Raw genomic sequence first — 15,002 nt, 5'->3', positions numbered from 1 at the left:
GAGTCGGCATTGACTGAGTCACAGGCGGTTTTGAGTCATCAGGAACTGCCTCGTAAGCTTTGTCTGCAAAGAGACCAGTAGGCTTGAGGTACTCTTTTTTATTGTCATTATTCATAATAGCGTCTTATATTGATAGTAAAAATCTGGCTAAACTCTAATTAACCATGGCTATTGACCAAACCTATTTTTCGAGCGGAGAGTGCGGTTTGCCACTGCTGGTCACGAACGTTCTTATGGTCTGATGACGCTAATTCAACTTCAGCGCCTTCTTGATCCGCTTCATCTTCACTCAAACTAGCCTCATTAAGCAACTGCACAATCAACCCATCTTTTGCATGACTGGCGATTTGGTCAAGTTTACGTAGCGTGCCGCGGTCAGGCAGCGCTTTGCTATGAATGCCCAACAACACTTGTACAGGATTATGGTCTAAGTACGTCTTCAACCGTGCCATGTCTTCACGATCATCAATGATACCGAAGTTCTCAATGTCACTATTGTCATGCAGATCATCACCAACACCAGATTGCCACCAATTGTCTTGCGCTGACGGATATTCTAGTAAGGCAACAAGTTTCTTACCAGCGCTGACCGTGGCTTTTGGGGCGATAGGCGCTGGTGCTTGCTTAAAATCATCGGCATCCACGACATGACGTTGCCAAAAGTTTAGTATTTTTTGATAATAAGGCTGTTTGATGTCCAAACGCATTTTTTTACGGCGAAACATGAGTGCACAAAACATCCATGCTATCGCTCGCGGCACGATACCGTACAGCAATAAACTGCCCACCAACAAGCCCGCCCATTGCCGTGCCACAGAGAGTGACATCGCCTCGGTCACCAATCGGCTCTGTACGATGGAGGCATTGTCCGGTACATCAAATCCCACCATGCTTGGTAACCAGCCAAGTATCTGAGTCAACGTAATGAGCGCCTGATCGGAGAGTAGGGTTGACTCCCAGCTAAAGCTATACTGACGTACGACTAATAAAAATATGATCGCCAGTAGCATACCTGTTAACGTGGCCAGCCATAACTGATGACTAAATTTTCCAAGATACCAGCGCATACCGCTGTGCTGTAATTGACGTTCATACAAGTCGACTGCCGCCTTCGTCACATCGTCTTTACCACGGATAAGATAACTGGGACTCACAAAACTGGCAAACCAATTCGATGAGGGTTTGCCTCGATTGACCAATGTCAGTAGCAGCCAGCCTACCAACATGATCGTATGAAAGCCCAGCAGGCAGACCAATACATAAAAGAAATTGACCACGTTGGTCTGTAATAACGTAAATAATCCCAAAAACCCTGACAGACACCACACCACGCTCATGACAACCATGATGCCTTTGATACGACCCTCAATCTTACCCAGCACTTGTGCCATAGCGCCATTACTGTCGATACGCGATGCCCTGCGCTGCAATTTTTGCATCGGTTTGCCATCCTCGCCTTGTAGTTTCTCGGTGATGAGCAGCGGGTCAGTGGCAAAGACATGATGCTGAGTCTCAAGCGTGCGTACCAGCTCAGTCAATTGATCTTGGGGAGATAGCATAGGCGATAACATCCGTATAAAAGCGTTCATTTGGTAGGCAGTTTTTGAATATTGTAGCGTATATATAATTGAGGTTTTATACCTTTTTGTCATGGTAAATCTGATAAAAATACGCCAAAATTGGTCATAACAGGACAATATTAATGACAAATCTCATAAGACGCCGTTAACAATAATCAAAAAAAGGAATCGTTATGAATCATAAAACGTGTCTAGTCATCGGTGGTACGGGCGGCATCGGCAGAGCCATGGTGGAACAGTTAGTAGACAGCACTAGTGAAAAAGAAAGCCGCCAAGTTTTTGCGACGTATCATAAAAATGTGCCTGATTTTGCTGCGGAAAATCTGCACTGGATACCCATGGACATCTGCGATGAACAGAGCATCAAACAAGCAGTCGATGTCATCCGCCAGCACACCACGCATATTGACTGGGCTATCAATTGTGCAGGGCTATTACACACGGCAACGCAGCAACCAGAGAAAGCGCTGCGTCAGGTTGAGACTGAGTTTTTTTTGCAGAATATGCAAGTAAATGCCTTGGCAAGCCTGCTCATTGCCAAACACATCAAACCACTATTGGCGAGCGCTTGCCGTAGTAATGACAATCCAGCTGTTTTTGCGACGATATCGGCACGTGTGGGTAGTATCAGTGACAATCAGCTGGGCGGTTGGTACAGCTATCGCATGAGTAAAGCGGCGTTGAATATGGGTATGAAAAATCTGAGTATCGAGTGGAGCAGATCACTCAAAGACGTGTGCGTCGTGGTCATGCAGCCGGGTACGGTAAATACCCAATTGTCAGCACCGTTTCAAGGCAACGTGGCTGACGGACAGTTATTCTCGCCAGCCTATAGTGCTGAATGCTTATTAGAAGTGCTGAGCCGTATGACAGCCGCGCAATCAGGCAGTTTCGTTGATTGGGCAGGTGAGTCCATACCGTGGTAGTGGGCAATAATAGCAGACAGTAACGGTTTGCTGCGTGGCGGCGTGATGACATAAAAAACGTTCGAGCCAGCTAATTCATCAACTGTTTAAATCATCAAGTACAGCAGACCCAAAATAAACAAAGCGGCCATAATAAACAGCAAAAAGCTGATGACTTTGGTCGCGGTGGTGGCCGTACCTGTTTGCTCTTTGCGCACTTTGGTTTTTTTGGCAACGTGCAGAACCATTTTTACATGCTCAATATTATCCTCAAGATAATGATCGCCTTCAGGCACAAAACCCAGAGACTCGTAAAAGCTGAGCAAATAGGCTTGCGCAGAGAGAATAATAGGGCGTTTTTTGCCATATTTCTTACGGCAAGACGCGATGGCATGGGTCATTATTTGCCTTGCTAGACCCTCACCTCGGTGCTCTGCCAGCACAAGTACTCTACCGATGGCAGGCATGGCGGTATTGCTCGCTTTAATAGTAGGATCGGCTACAGACAGATTGGATTTTAACTTATTAAATTCAGGTGGAATAATGCGGCAATAACCCACCAAGGCCTCATTTTGATGGGCAACAAGATGCAGACAATCAAAGTCCACTTCATCCATGTCTTGATAAGCGCAGTTTTGTTCGACCACAAATACTTGTGAGCGCGCTTTTAGGATATGGTAAAGATCAACTGAGGTCAGCTCATCAAATGTTTTGATAGAAAATTCACAGGTCATAATTCAGCAGCTTTTGGCAAATCAATTATTGATAATTAATTGATAGTAAATAAAGGTGACACCTTGCGATGTTGCAAACAGATGGCATTATAACGATATAAACGCCTATCAACCATTGATAGTTTGACTGATCTTGTCCAAGTTTAAACTATCAGACATGGCACTGAATATCTCAAAGTACTTCCCACCTTTTTCATATAGTTCTTCGTGCGTGCCAGTCTCGACCACTTGGCCGTTTTCTATTACCACTAAGTCATCGGCGTCAATGATTTGAGCAATGTTATGCGAGACCATAATCACTGTGCGGTCTTTTTTGATTAAATCCAAGCTTTTTTTCACCTGTTGACTGGCAATGGCATCGAGACTGGCGGTCGGCTCATCCAGAAACACAATGGGCGGATCTTTTAGGAACATCCTTGCCAGCGCAATACGCTGCTGCTGACCACCAGACAGGGATTTTGCCGTACTCTCATAACCGTTTGCCAGTTTGATGACTTGGTCATGAATCGAGGCTTTTTTGGCAGCGACAATGATATCTTCGTCACTTGCCTCGATATTGCCATAACGAATATTTTCACTGATTGTCCCTGAGAAAATATGATTGCTTTGTAGCACCAAACCGATTCGCTGGCGTAACTCATGGGTATCACAGTCGGCTAGGTCACGTCCATCTAACAAAATCTTGCCAGAATCTGGTTCATAGAATTTTACCAATAGGCTAATAATAGTACTCTTGCCAGCGCCGCTCAACCCGACTAGCGCAGTAATGCGATTGGGTTTGATGGTGAAGCTGACGTCTTTTAGCGCTTGTGTGCCATTGGGATAGGTAAAATCGACATTTTTCAGCTCGATATGACCTTTAAGATCGGGGTTTTTTATGCCATTGATATTTTCAACTTGCTCATCATCTTCCAATATATCAAAAAACCCTTCAGCATAAGTCAGCGCATTATTGATTTGATCATAGATACGGTGCAGCTGCCGGATAGGGGCAGCGACGTTCTGAAACAGCATGACATGAAATAAAATCATGCCGATGGTCATCTCGCCTTTTAACACAAAATAAGAGGTGAGCAAAATAATCACCACCACGCCTATTTGTTCAATAAAGGTCTTTATTGCATCATAAATAAAACCAATGCTACGAATACGCAGCTGATTGTCGGTCATGTCTTTTTGAATGGCGAGGTGTTTTTCGGCCTCTATAGGCTCACGAACAAAGGATTTGACCACGCTAATAGAGTTAATGAGGGAAATCACCAAACCGCTTTTGGCTTCTCGAAACCCTCGCATCTGCCGACGAAACCCTTGCAAACGTCTGGCTTGTTTTTGGCTGATAAAGAAGTAAATCGGAATGATGATCAGACCAACCAAACCGATCCAAAAATTGGTCGAAAACATAATAACGAGCGAGACAATCGCACTGGCAAACAGCGGTAGCATGTCGATAAAGAAGTTTTGGACTAAGGTCGTCAGACTGCTGACACCCAAATCGATACGGGTTTGCAGTTTGCCGCTGTCATTCTCGCTACTGGTGTAAAACGCCATGCGATACGTCAAAATACGCTCGATGATTTTTTGTGATAAATCCCGCGATAGATTGATACGAATTTTTTCACCAAAAAAGCGTTGCCCAAAAGAGATAAATATCGACAATATCTCCTTTGTTAATAACACCGCACTGATGATCGTTAACATCCGTACGCCAGCCGCCCAAGGATCGGACAAGGTAGCGATTTCAGTCAAGGTATCGACCGCATAACGCAGCACAAAGGCATTGACTTGCGCGGTAAATGAGCCAAGTACTGTCAAAATGAGGGTGGCAATAATCAACGTTTTGTAAGGTGCGGCAAAGACGGCAAGTTTTTTGAGAATATCCCACAATAAGGCTCGCCGTTCTCTTTTCTCGACGGGAGGCTTTTTATCTAAGGGTACAGGGCGTGTTTGAGAAGGTGTTGGCATATTATTTTGTATAAAGCTCACTTTTAGAATTAGAGAAAAACTCTCTTTTTTGGACCCTTTGAACCGTTTATCTCTTTCGCTAATTCATCTAGATTATTGGTAGGGGGCGCATACACCTGAGAGAGAATGTATTCAATCAGTTCGTAAGCATCCATAGTATTATTTGGAGTTAACTCCTCACCTGAATGACTTCCAGCGTTACCCAACCATTTCACAGCCTCAAAATGCTCTTTTATAGTTTGATATTTATCTGGTAGATGATCCTCGATCCTACTATGTAAAGATATTTTTTTACTTCCATCTTTTTTAGAATACAGATTTACACCTTGATCTGTAAGAATACCTTCAATAGCTATTCTTACTAAATTAGCTGCTGCAGAAGGAGAAGTAAAAAACAATTCAAATGACTGGTTGAGGATTTTTTTGATATCAGTAGGCGTATCTTCTGGGATAGTAATTAAATTGAGGTTTGGATGAAAAAATAACGGGCGATAATAATCATCCCACTCTTGATGTTGTTGTCCATAATCATCAACATCTATATCGGCACCCACACTTCCATGTCCTGTACATAGTACCTTGCCTTCACATCTATCATTATTACATTCAAAGACACAGTTAAAAACATATTCAATCCACTCTGGTTCAAAATCGGGATGTTTCTGCATCTCATCTAAGTCACAGGTTGTATATTTATTAAAACTATCTTTCTGAATACGTAGAAGTCCAATATTACACTTAGGACAATTATAATCCGGTGAATTACTCAAGGTAAATGACTGCTTATATAGGTTTCTATTCATTTCTCGATACCCTGATTACTGATTAAAAACTATCAGCAGGAATAAAGACTTCACCCACCATGATACGGCGTGCTGAGCGGCTCATCGATACCTTTTTGGCTTGCCAGCGCCCATCGACTTGCTCAGTTTTCCCGCCAACCAATAATGTGCCAGATGGATGACCAAAGCGCACCTCAGACAACTGTTGTTTGGATTGGCTACCACCAGCCGCTTGATTCACAAGTGTCCCTTGCGTCGTTGCGGCTGCGGCAATGGCGACGGCTGCTGTGCCCATCATGGCATGGTGCAATTGTCCCATGCTCATCGCTCGTACGAGAAAATCAATATCTTCCGCAGACACTTGGCTACCACTGGACGCCGTATAGCTGCTCGGCGGTGCAACCCAAGCCAGTTTTGGCGTATGCTGGCGAGTTTGTGCCTCACTGATATCATCAAATAAACCCATCGCTACGCCGCCATGAGCACGAATGGTTTCCAGCTTTTCTAGTAAAGCAGTGTCACTATTAATATCGCTCTGTACTTCTGTACCCGTTAAGCCTAAATCTGCAGCTCTTAAGAAAATAGTAGGAATACCTGCGCTAATAAAAGTTGCCTCAAAGCGACCAATATCAGGAACCTCAAAATTATCGACTAAATGACCAGTAGGGAACATGTCGCTTGAGGAATCGACTGGATCGATAAACTCAACTTTGATCTCAGCCGCTGGGAAAGTTACACCATCGAGCACAAAATCACCGGTTTCTTGTACTTGTACCTTACCTTGAGCATCGGTATAAACAGGAATATGAGCAATAATCGTACTGCCAATATTTTGCTGCCAAATACGTACCGCGCAAATGCCGTTAGCAGGGATACGATCACTTGCCACCAGACCCATGTTGATCGCACAAGCACCAACTGCAGCGGTTAAATTACCACAATTGCCACTCCAATCAATCATAGGCTTGGCAATATTCACCTGTCCAAACAGATAGTTGACATCATGGTCATCGCTATCTGCTGGTGACAAAATAACCGTTTTTGACGTGCTAGACGTACCATTACCCAAGCCGTCAATTTGTTTGCCATATGGATCTGGGCTACCGACAACTCGCAATAAGAAATGGTCACGGTCGCTGCCTGCTTTCTGACAGCGTTCTGGCAAATCAGACAATTTAAAGAACATGCCTTTTGAAGTACCACCGCGCATATAGGTAGCGGGGATGGAGATTTGCGGGGCGAAAGGTTGATTTGATTCGGTCATTATAGAAAGTCCTTTTTCAGTTTATCAGAATGGGATTCGGTAATATCTAATAATTGTGGTAAAATGCCACAACAGTATAACTTACTGAGTTTTAACTTATTTAGGAGAGTATCATGGCAACAGCCAGTATCCGACTCGATCGATCGTTAGTCGACAAAGCGCATGCAATTGCAAAAGCTCAACATCGTACACCACCAAAGCAAATTGAACATTGGGCGACTATCGGTCAAATTATGGAAGATAATCCTGACCTATCCTATGAATTTGTGCGCCAGCTATTAATTGCCAAAGCAGAAGTCGATGCTGGTATGGTTGAGCCTTTCGAATTTGGATAGTTTATATTGGGAAAATAATGAAGCCATCTTTAAGTATTGTTCAATCACATAGTTTTAAAAAAGCCGTTAAAAAATTACACAAAAATCAAAAGTCTGATTTAGATGACGCTATACGTGCCATCGTTGATGACCCTAATCTAGGTACACAAAAGGCAGGTGACTTGTCCGCTGTACGTGTTTATAAGTTTAAAATGGTCAAGCAGTTAACGCTACTAGCTTATCAAATTGATGATGGTGAATTGGTTTTGACTTTATTAATGGTAGGGGCACACGAAAATTTCTATCGCGACGTTAAATTGATACTTTAGCACGATCTTCTTAACCTGACCCGCCCGATACTGCTCATAAACAATATCTAGCGTGCCTTCGATAAATTCTTTCGTTATCTGGTTAGATTCGACGGCCCGCCAGTAGAAGTGACAGAAACTATCTCTAAACCAGTCAGCGTTCTTTTAATTTCGAGGGTGTCATGTGTTTTACTACTGATTGAACCCATTGAGCCCATTCTTACATTACTGATTTCATCATAACTGGTACGGGCGTTTTGCCAAGGGAAGCTTGTATTCACTAACATGTTTTCAAAGTGCCCCGAAGTATTCGCTTGCATCACGACCAACGCGGCTTGGGCTTGGCGCATATAGCCGCACATCTCATCTTTACCGCCTTCTACCTCCCATGTGCCCTCTGGCGTCGTATGATTAATCATCACCATCACATCATTACTATAGTTACCACAAGCGGCAACTGGGTCATTCATAGCCAGTGTATTATGATCAAACAAGAACTTTTCTACATGGCTGGATGACAATAAATAATAGCTTTGACCCAGATATAATACGACACATGCAATTAACAGTTTGAACCAACCCATAAATCCCTCAACGATCTACAATAATAAATAAAAGCCTTATTATGCATAAATTACTGATGAATGTTGAGTAAAATCTAGATAATGGAGCTATTTACCTTTATTGCCATTCAACTAGTAATGATAACGACAAGAGATAATTGTCAGATAGTTATCATCGACGACATACACGAGCCGATTGGCCTCATCAATACGCCGTGACCAAAATCCTGATAGGTTTTCTTTTAGAGGTTCAGGTTTACCGATACCTTCAAATGGGCCACATTTACAGTCATTGATGATTTTATTGATACGCTTTAACGTTTTTTTATCTTGTGTTTGCCAGTACACGTAATCCGTCCATGCTAATTACTGACTCATTATCATATCCTTTTTGAGCATTACGCATTTTCAGTTGCGCCATCTGTAGGCTTTTTACTATCATCTTCCGTATAAACCAGCTCATGCATGGTTGTCTTGCCAGCTTGGTATTGGGCAATAGATTCTGCCAAATGCGCGGCATTAGCAGGCGACTTTAACAAATAAAGTGTCTCCATCAAACTGTTATAATGAGCAAGCGACATGATAACCGCGTCACTATCATTTTGACGACCTATAATGAGCGGATCAGCATCGTCAATAACTGTATCTAAGACAGCTTGAAAGTCTCTTTTTGCTTCAGAAAAGCTGATAATTTTCATAGAGTCTCTCTTAGTAATGATTTCTATAAAGTATCATACAAATAGTCATTACTATCAACGAAAAAACTGATGTTATATAAACAGGTTATACAACATCGGCTCTATTACAATTACTATCTTATCGTGCTAAAAAGCTAAGCAATATCCAACGTGCCATCGATAAACTCTTTGGCAAAGCGTTGTAACATACCGCCCGCGTTGTACATTTTTACTTCATCTGCGGTATCTAAACGGCAAATGATAGGCACATCAAGTTTGCTACCGTCAGCACGGTTAATCACCAGCGTCATCAGCCCGCCAGCAGAAACCTCACCCACGACATCAAACACTTCTGTACCATCAATGTGCAGCGTATCGCGTGTGACTCCCTTTTCAAACTGTAGCGGTAGCGCACCCATACCCACCAAGTTTTGACGATGAATACGCTCAAAATCTTCTGCGACGACTACTTCCACGCCAGCCAAGCGCACCCCTTTGGCAGCCCAGTCACGGCTTGAGCCTTGACCATAGCCATCACCTGCGATGATGATAAGCGGCTGTTCACGATTCATATAGGTTTCGATGGCTTCCCACATACGCATGACTTGACCTTCGGGCTCCACACGAGCCAGCGAGCCTTGAATGATCTCGCCGCTTTTACTATCAATGCCATCGCGTACCATTTCGTTCAACAGCTTAGGATTGGCAAAAGTCGCCCGTTGCGCGGTTAAATGGTCACCGCGATGGGTAGCATATGAGTTATAGTCCTCGGCAGGCAAGCCCATAGTATCCAAATACTCGCCAGCAGCTGAATCGCTTAAGATAGCATTGGACGGTGACATGTGGTCAGTGGTAATGTTGTCACCCAATACTGCTAGTGGGCGCATACCTTTTAGTTTGTTCATCGCTGCCATTTTGCCTTCCCAATACGGTGGGCGGCGAATATAAGTGGTCTGATCACGCCAGTCATATAAAGGACTTAACGCTTTGCCTGTGTCTTTTTTGGCTTCATCGAACATCGGGATATATACAGCATTGAATTGCTCTGGTTTCACCGCTTTGGCGACGATTGCATCTACCTCGTCATCATCGAACCAGATGTCTTTTAGATACACGTCATTACCATTGTGGTCTTTACCCAATGAATCCTTTTCGATATCAAAACGAATGTTACCTGCAATGGCATAAGCGATCACCAGTGGTGGCGACGCTAAAAATGCTTGCTTAGCATACGGATGAATACGACCATCGAAGTTACGGTTGCCAGACAGTACAGCCGTGGTAAATAAATCACGGTCGATGATTTCTTTTTCGATATCAGGGTCAAGCGCACCGCTCATGCCATTACAAGTGGTACAGGCAAAACCAACCACATCAAAGCCAATTTCTTGCAGCTCAGGCATAAGGCCTGCTTCTTCTAGGTACATTTTTACGGTTTTTGAGCCGGGCGCTAATGAGGATTTCACCCAAGGTTTGCGCAATAATCCTTTGGCATTGGCATTACGTGCGACGAGGCCAGCGGCAACCATGTTGCGCGGGTTTGAGGTATTGGTACAGCTGGTGATAGCAGCGATAATGACTGCACCATCTGGCATCAGGCCGTCTTTTGGTTCAGGTAGTTTTTCATCAGCGCCATGAGCAATGCCTTTGGCAACCAAATCCGTGGTCGATACGCGTGCATGTGGACGCGACGGGCCTGCCATATTACGCACAACGGCTGACAAATCAAACTCAAGCACGCGTGCATACTCAGCGTTTTCCATGCCATCAGCCCATAGACCAGTTTGCTTAGCATACTGCTCAACCAATTTGATCTGAGGCTCAGAACGACCAGTCAGACGCAGATAGTCGATGGTTTGCTCATCGATATAGAACATCGCGGCAGTCGCGCCATATTCAGGGGTCATGTTGGAGATAGAAGCGCGGTCACCAACGCTCAGTTGGCGCGCGCCTTCGCCAAAGAATTCTATATAAGTAGATACCACACCTGCATCACGCAGGAACTCGGTCATCGCAAGTACGAGATCAGTACCGGTAATGCCTTTTTGCAATTTGCCCGTTAGCTTAACACCAACGTAATCCGGCAGGCGCATATACGAGGGATTGCCCAACATGACGCTTTCGGCCTCAAGTCCACCAACCCCGATTGAGATCACGCCCAGCGCATCGACCATGGGGGTGTGGCTGTCTGTGCCGACTAAGGTATCGGCAAAGGCCACTTGTTCACCGGCTTTATTTTGTACGACTTGGACGACTGGTGACATTTTTTCTAAGTTAATCTGATGCATGATGCCATTACCGGGCGGTACGACGTTGACATTGTCAAAGGCATACTGACACCAGTTGATAAAGTGAAAGCGGTCATCATTACGGCGTTCTTCGATAGCGCGGTTTTTCTCAAACGCGTCTTCTTCAAAGCCGGCATGTTCAACGGCTAGTGAATGGTCGACGATGAGCTGAGTTGGCACGATAGGGTTTACTTTAGAGGGATCGCCACCTTGTTCAGCGATGGCATCACGTAGACCTGCTAAATCAACAAAGGCCGTCTGCCCTAAGATATCATGACAAACCACGCGGGCAGGATACCAAGGAAAGTCTAGATCTTGTTTGCCTTCGATATGCTGCTTGAGCGCCGCCGTCAGATCTTCTGGCGGACAACGACGTACGAGGTTTTCACACAGTACTTTTGAGCAGAATGGTAGCTTGTCATAAGCACCCGCTTCGATACGCTCGACAGCTTCGCGGGTGTCAAAGTAATAAAGGTCAGTATCGGGAAGGGGTTTTTTAAATTCATCGTTCATTGGCTGTACTAAAGCGTTGTCCATAAGTCACCTTTGGCGGTTGGCTGATTTGAATAGAAGAAAAAAAGGAGTAAATTTTTATATATAAGAAAACTCTATAGAATGAATGAGTCCACTTTCAATATTCATATTAGTAAAGCCTTGAGGTCTATAAATAGGTTTGTTGTCCTTAACCTCTACTGGCAAACTTTCATAAAGACCTATACTTGATAATTTTGGGACTTCATGAGCCGGAGTAAGGTTTAATAGTAAATTTGCACCTCGTAATCCAAATAAAAACAACCCAATTTCATTATCCATAGTTATTGGCATCATTAATTGTTCAGTTGGATTGTTCAAGTAGCCTTCTTTATTTTCTAAAAAATATATGCCCATTTTATATGCGAAAGGCTGTTTACCTAAGGCGAGTGCAACAGCATAGGGTGATGGATAACCTTTTTCTGAATCAGTAAACCCTATTCCAATATGAAAATTACTATCAACACTCAAATTTATTGCAGTTTTTAATAGCCATCGCTCAAATAGAAAACCATCAATTGGTCTTTCTGTTTTCCCTTTTGCAAAGCAATTAATTGCATATTTTGCTTCTGAATCTAAAATCGAAAAGTCATTATTATGTTTTTTACATAAAATCTTACGAGTCAGTGAGTTAACTCCAACTTTTTTAATATTTTCACACCAATCAAACCCTTCTACAAAAACTATTCCTTCAGGAAAAAGAGATTTTGAGATTAAATGTTCAGCAGTAATTTCACCTTCACAGTCACCAAAATATCCAGCCCAGCATTTATTTTTATTATTTTTCATAGAACTATTTCCAAAAAACAGCCAAGTTGAGCGATTTTTAAAAAATCGCTCGTCTTAGCAAGATGATAAAAACACCTTTAATATTTCTATCCTGACAACTTAACGCGCACTCATATCAGGAACAGAACGCAACTCTTCACCGATATATTCCGCACTTGGGCGAATGATACGGTTGTTGGCACGTTGCTCAAACACGTGTGATGCCCAACCAGTCAAGCGCGAACACACAAAAATTGGCGTGAACAGTTTGGTTGGAATACCCATAAAGTGATAGGCGGAAGCATGGAAAAAGTCAGCATTACAGAACAATTTTTTCTCACGCCACATGACTTCTTCACAGCGCACTGAGACAGGGTATAGCACGGTATCGCCAACGTCAGCGGCCAATTTTTCAGCCCATTCTTTGATGACCACGTTACGCGGATCTGATTCACTATAGATAGCGTGACCAAAGCCCATAATTTTGTCTTTACGTGCCAGCATCGCCATCATCTCGGTTTCAGCTTCATCCGCTGAGCCAAAGCCTTCAATCATATCCATCGCCGCCTCATTCGCGCCGCCATGCAAGTGACCACGCAGTGAGCCAATCGCGCCTGTGATACAAGAATGGATATCAGACAGCGTAGACGCACACACGCGAGCGGTGAAAGTTGAGGCGTTAAACTCATGCTCAGCATACAAGATAAGTGAAACGTTCATGACCTTGGTGTGTAGCTCGTTTGGCTTTTCACCTTTTAGCAGATGTAAGAAATGACCGCCAATGGTTTCATCGTCTGTTTCTGTCTCGATACGCACGTTGTCATGGGTAAAGCGATACCAGTAGTTGATAATGGATGGGAACACCGCCAACATGCGATCGGTTTGATCATTTTGCTCGGCAAAGTCTGTCTCGGTCTCAAGGTTACCAAGCATCGAGCAGCCCGTACGTAATACGTCCATGGGATGGGCGCTGGCAGGAATACGCTCAAGCACATCTTTGAGCGCTTGCGGCAGACCCCGCAGGGTTTTTAGCTTGGCTTGATAAGCATCAAGCTCACTTTGCGTTGGCAAGTTGCCATAAAGTAGCAAGTAGGCCACTTCCTCAAAAATGCATTTGTCCGCCAGCTCCGACACGTCATAACCGCGATAAGTCAGACCAGAGCCTGATTTTCCGACGGTTGAGAGTGCGGTTTTACCAGCGACTTGTCCACGAAGACCTGCGCCTGAAAGTTCTTTCTGTGCTGCCATGATTAAAATCCTTTTATTGGTGGCTTTTTTAGAGGTTGGTTAAAGTGAAGTGAGAAATACTTATTTGTTATCGGCAAACAATTTGTCTAGCGTTTGCTCAAACTCATGATAGTTTAAGAAGTCATATAGCTCCATACGGGTCTGCATGGTATCAACGACTTTTTCTTGCGTGCCATCATTTATTAAATGCTGATAGACATTCAATGCTGCTTTGTTCATCGCCCGAAACGCTGACAGCGGGTACAGCACCATATCAACACCCACACCATATAATTGATCGGTGGTGTATAAATCGGTTTGACCAAACTCAGTCATATTGGCTAACACGGGAATATCTAATACTTCCGTAAACTTGCGATACATCTCGATATCGGTTAGGGCTTCGGCAAAGATCATGTCTGCGCCTGCCTCAGCAAAGGCAACAGCGCGCTCAACCGCCGCGTCTAGTCCTTCAACGGACAAGGCATCAGTACGTGCCATTACCACAAAATCAGGGTCAGTTTTGGCATCTAGCGCGGCTTTTAGGCGATCGACCATCTCTGAGATACTAACGATTTCTTTATTAGGGCGATGACCACAGCGTTTTTGCGCGACTTGGTCTTCTATATGTACCGCCGCCACACCTGCCTTTTCCATTTTTCTGATGGTTTGGGCAATATTGAACGCGCCACCAAAGCCTGTATCGATATCTACTAATAGCGGTGTATCTACGGCATCGGTAATGCGGCATGCATCTTCTAAGACGTTGTCCAAACTGGTCATACCTAGGTCAGGTAGGCCAAATGAGGCATTGGCGACGCCTGCCCCAGAGAGATACAACGCTTGGTGACCGACTTGCGTTGCCATCATTGCGGTATAGGCGTTAATCGCACCAGCAATTTGTAAGGGTTGATTGTTATCGTTCTTTTGTTTCAGGGCACTGCGAAAACGCGCGCCAGCAGTTGCTAAAGTCATATCGTAATCCTTACAGGGAGGGGTGATTATTCTCGTTATAGTTATCGATTATACGCAGTTATCAACGGCTGAAAAGTGGCATTTTATCGATATTGATTAGTATTAATTTATAAATAGTTTATAT

14 protein-coding genes and 1 pseudogene are annotated in these 15,002 nt (G+C 43.9%); 3 read left to right on the top strand and 12 right to left on the bottom strand.

The window, feature by feature from the left end; genetic code table 11:
* Positions 1 to 158: 158 nt before the first annotated feature.
* Positions 159 to 1,559 carry a DUF2868 domain-containing protein gene (locus JMY02_RS03630; RefSeq protein WP_201595267.1) on the bottom strand — a complete coding sequence of 467 codons (1,401 nt, stop codon included), beginning with the start codon at positions 1,557 to 1,559 and terminating at the stop codon, positions 159 to 161.
* Between the two features lie 194 nt (positions 1,560 to 1,753).
* Here JMY02_RS03630 and JMY02_RS03625 point away from each other — a divergent pair, with 194 nt between their 5' ends.
* Positions 1,754 to 2,506 (top strand): SDR family oxidoreductase, encoded by a 753-nt coding sequence (locus JMY02_RS03625; protein ID WP_201595265.1) that lies wholly within the window; start codon positions 1,754 to 1,756, stop codon positions 2,504 to 2,506.
* 86 nt (positions 2,507 to 2,592) lie between these two features.
* Here the strand turns inward: JMY02_RS03625 and JMY02_RS03620 are convergent, their stop codons facing one another.
* The 4 genes from JMY02_RS03620 to prpF all read right to left on the bottom strand — a co-directional run bounded on the left by JMY02_RS03620 (position 2,593) and on the right by prpF (position 7,227).
* Entirely contained in the window at positions 2,593 to 3,219 is a 627-nt protein-coding gene (locus JMY02_RS03620; RefSeq protein ID WP_201595263.1) for a GNAT family N-acetyltransferase, read from the bottom strand.
* Between the two features lie 108 nt (positions 3,220 to 3,327).
* Positions 3,328 to 5,181, bottom strand: a complete 1,854-nt coding sequence (locus JMY02_RS03615) for an ABC transporter ATP-binding protein (RefSeq protein WP_227678405.1) — start codon at positions 5,179 to 5,181, stop codon at positions 3,328 to 3,330.
* Between the two features lie 29 nt (positions 5,182 to 5,210).
* On the bottom strand, positions 5,211 to 5,951 hold the full coding sequence (locus JMY02_RS03610; RefSeq protein WP_201595261.1) for a DUF4145 domain-containing protein: 741 nt from the start codon (positions 5,949 to 5,951) through the stop codon (positions 5,211 to 5,213).
* 55 nt (positions 5,952 to 6,006) lie between these two features.
* Positions 6,007 to 7,227, bottom strand: coding sequence for a 2-methylaconitate cis-trans isomerase PrpF (gene prpF, locus JMY02_RS03605; RefSeq protein ID WP_201595259.1), 1,221 nt, complete (start codon positions 7,225 to 7,227; stop codon positions 6,007 to 6,009).
* Between the two features lie 113 nt (positions 7,228 to 7,340).
* Between prpF and JMY02_RS03600 the strand changes: the two genes are divergently transcribed.
* On the top strand, positions 7,341 to 7,562 hold the full coding sequence (locus tag JMY02_RS03600) for a TA system antitoxin ParD family protein (protein ID WP_021815393.1): 222 nt from the start codon (positions 7,341 to 7,343) through the stop codon (positions 7,560 to 7,562).
* 17 nt (positions 7,563 to 7,579) lie between these two features.
* Positions 7,580 to 7,870, top strand: a complete 291-nt coding sequence (locus JMY02_RS03595; protein WP_021815392.1) for a type II toxin-antitoxin system RelE/ParE family toxin — start codon at positions 7,580 to 7,582, stop codon at positions 7,868 to 7,870.
* A 74-nt stretch (positions 7,871 to 7,944) separates the two neighbouring features.
* Here JMY02_RS03595 and JMY02_RS03590 read toward each other — a convergent pair whose 3' ends face one another.
* The 7 genes and pseudogenes from JMY02_RS03590 to prpB form a co-directional block, all read right to left on the bottom strand.
* Positions 7,945 to 8,433 carry a hypothetical protein gene (locus JMY02_RS03590; RefSeq protein WP_201595257.1) on the bottom strand — a complete coding sequence of 163 codons (489 nt, stop codon included), beginning with the start codon at positions 8,431 to 8,433 and terminating at the stop codon, positions 7,945 to 7,947.
* 111 nt (positions 8,434 to 8,544) lie between these two features.
* Positions 8,545 to 8,775, bottom strand: a pseudogene (locus JMY02_RS03585) (Txe/YoeB family addiction module toxin); the annotation flags it as partial.
* Between the two features lie 35 nt (positions 8,776 to 8,810).
* The gene (locus tag JMY02_RS03580; RefSeq protein WP_201595253.1) at positions 8,811 to 9,110 is read right to left on the bottom strand and encodes a type II toxin-antitoxin system Phd/YefM family antitoxin; all 300 of its coding nucleotides are present in this window, start codon (positions 9,108 to 9,110) and stop codon (positions 8,811 to 8,813) included.
* 134 nt (positions 9,111 to 9,244) lie between these two features.
* Positions 9,245 to 11,890, bottom strand: coding sequence for a Fe/S-dependent 2-methylisocitrate dehydratase AcnD (acnD, locus tag JMY02_RS03575; RefSeq protein ID WP_201595684.1), 2,646 nt, complete (start codon positions 11,888 to 11,890; stop codon positions 9,245 to 9,247).
* Between the two features lie 78 nt (positions 11,891 to 11,968).
* A complete protein-coding gene (locus tag JMY02_RS03570; RefSeq protein ID WP_201595251.1) occupies positions 11,969 to 12,697 on the bottom strand; it encodes a hypothetical protein in 729 nt (242 codons plus the stop codon).
* A gap of 99 nt (positions 12,698 to 12,796) precedes the next feature.
* On the bottom strand, positions 12,797 to 13,924 hold the full coding sequence (gene prpC, locus JMY02_RS03565) for a bifunctional 2-methylcitrate synthase/citrate synthase (protein ID WP_201595249.1): 1,128 nt from the start codon (positions 13,922 to 13,924) through the stop codon (positions 12,797 to 12,799).
* Between the two features lie 60 nt (positions 13,925 to 13,984).
* Positions 13,985 to 14,878, bottom strand: a complete 894-nt coding sequence (gene prpB, locus JMY02_RS03560; protein WP_201595247.1) for a methylisocitrate lyase — start codon at positions 14,876 to 14,878, stop codon at positions 13,985 to 13,987.
* Between the last annotated feature and the right edge of the window lie 124 nt (positions 14,879 to 15,002).

The organism is Psychrobacter vallis, from assembly GCF_904846715.1.
GTDB classification, from domain to species: Bacteria; Pseudomonadota; Gammaproteobacteria; order Pseudomonadales; family Moraxellaceae; genus Psychrobacter; species Psychrobacter vallis.
Note: the sequence above shows the minus strand (reverse complement) of the source record. Positions and strands in the feature narration are given on the sequence as shown.

Coding starts and splice junctions, on each gene's coding strand:
- JMY02_RS03630 (WP_201595267.1), bottom strand. CDS start 1,559: ATGCTATCTCCCCAAGATCAATTGACTGAGCTGGTACGCACGCTTGAG.
- JMY02_RS03625 (WP_201595265.1), top strand. CDS start 1,754: ATGAATCATAAAACGTGTCTAGTCATCGGTGGTACGGGCGGCATCGGC.
- JMY02_RS03620 (WP_201595263.1), bottom strand. CDS start 3,219: ATGACCTGTGAATTTTCTATCAAAACATTTGATGAGCTGACCTCAGTT.
- JMY02_RS03615 (WP_227678405.1), bottom strand. CDS start 5,181: ATGCCAACACCTTCTCAAACACGCCCTGTACCCTTAGATAAAAAGCCT.
- prpF (WP_201595259.1), bottom strand. CDS start 7,227: ATGACCGAATCAAATCAACCTTTCGCCCCGCAAATCTCCATCCCCGCT.
- JMY02_RS03600 (WP_021815393.1), top strand. CDS start 7,341: ATGGCAACAGCCAGTATCCGACTCGATCGATCGTTAGTCGACAAAGCG.
- JMY02_RS03595 (WP_021815392.1), top strand. CDS start 7,580: ATGAAGCCATCTTTAAGTATTGTTCAATCACATAGTTTTAAAAAAGCC.
- JMY02_RS03590 (WP_201595257.1), bottom strand. CDS start 8,433: ATGGGTTGGTTCAAACTGTTAATTGCATGTGTCGTATTATATCTGGGT.
- JMY02_RS03580 (WP_201595253.1), bottom strand. CDS start 9,110: ATGAAAATTATCAGCTTTTCTGAAGCAAAAAGAGACTTTCAAGCTGTC.
- acnD (WP_201595684.1), bottom strand. CDS start 11,890: ATGAACGATGAATTTAAAAAACCCCTTCCCGATACTGACCTTTATTAC.
- JMY02_RS03570 (WP_201595251.1), bottom strand. CDS start 12,697: ATGAAAAATAATAAAAATAAATGCTGGGCTGGATATTTTGGTGACTGT.
- prpC (WP_201595249.1), bottom strand. CDS start 13,924: ATGGCAGCACAGAAAGAACTTTCAGGCGCAGGTCTTCGTGGACAAGTC.
- prpB (WP_201595247.1), bottom strand. CDS start 14,878: ATGACTTTAGCAACTGCTGGCGCGCGTTTTCGCAGTGCCCTGAAACAA.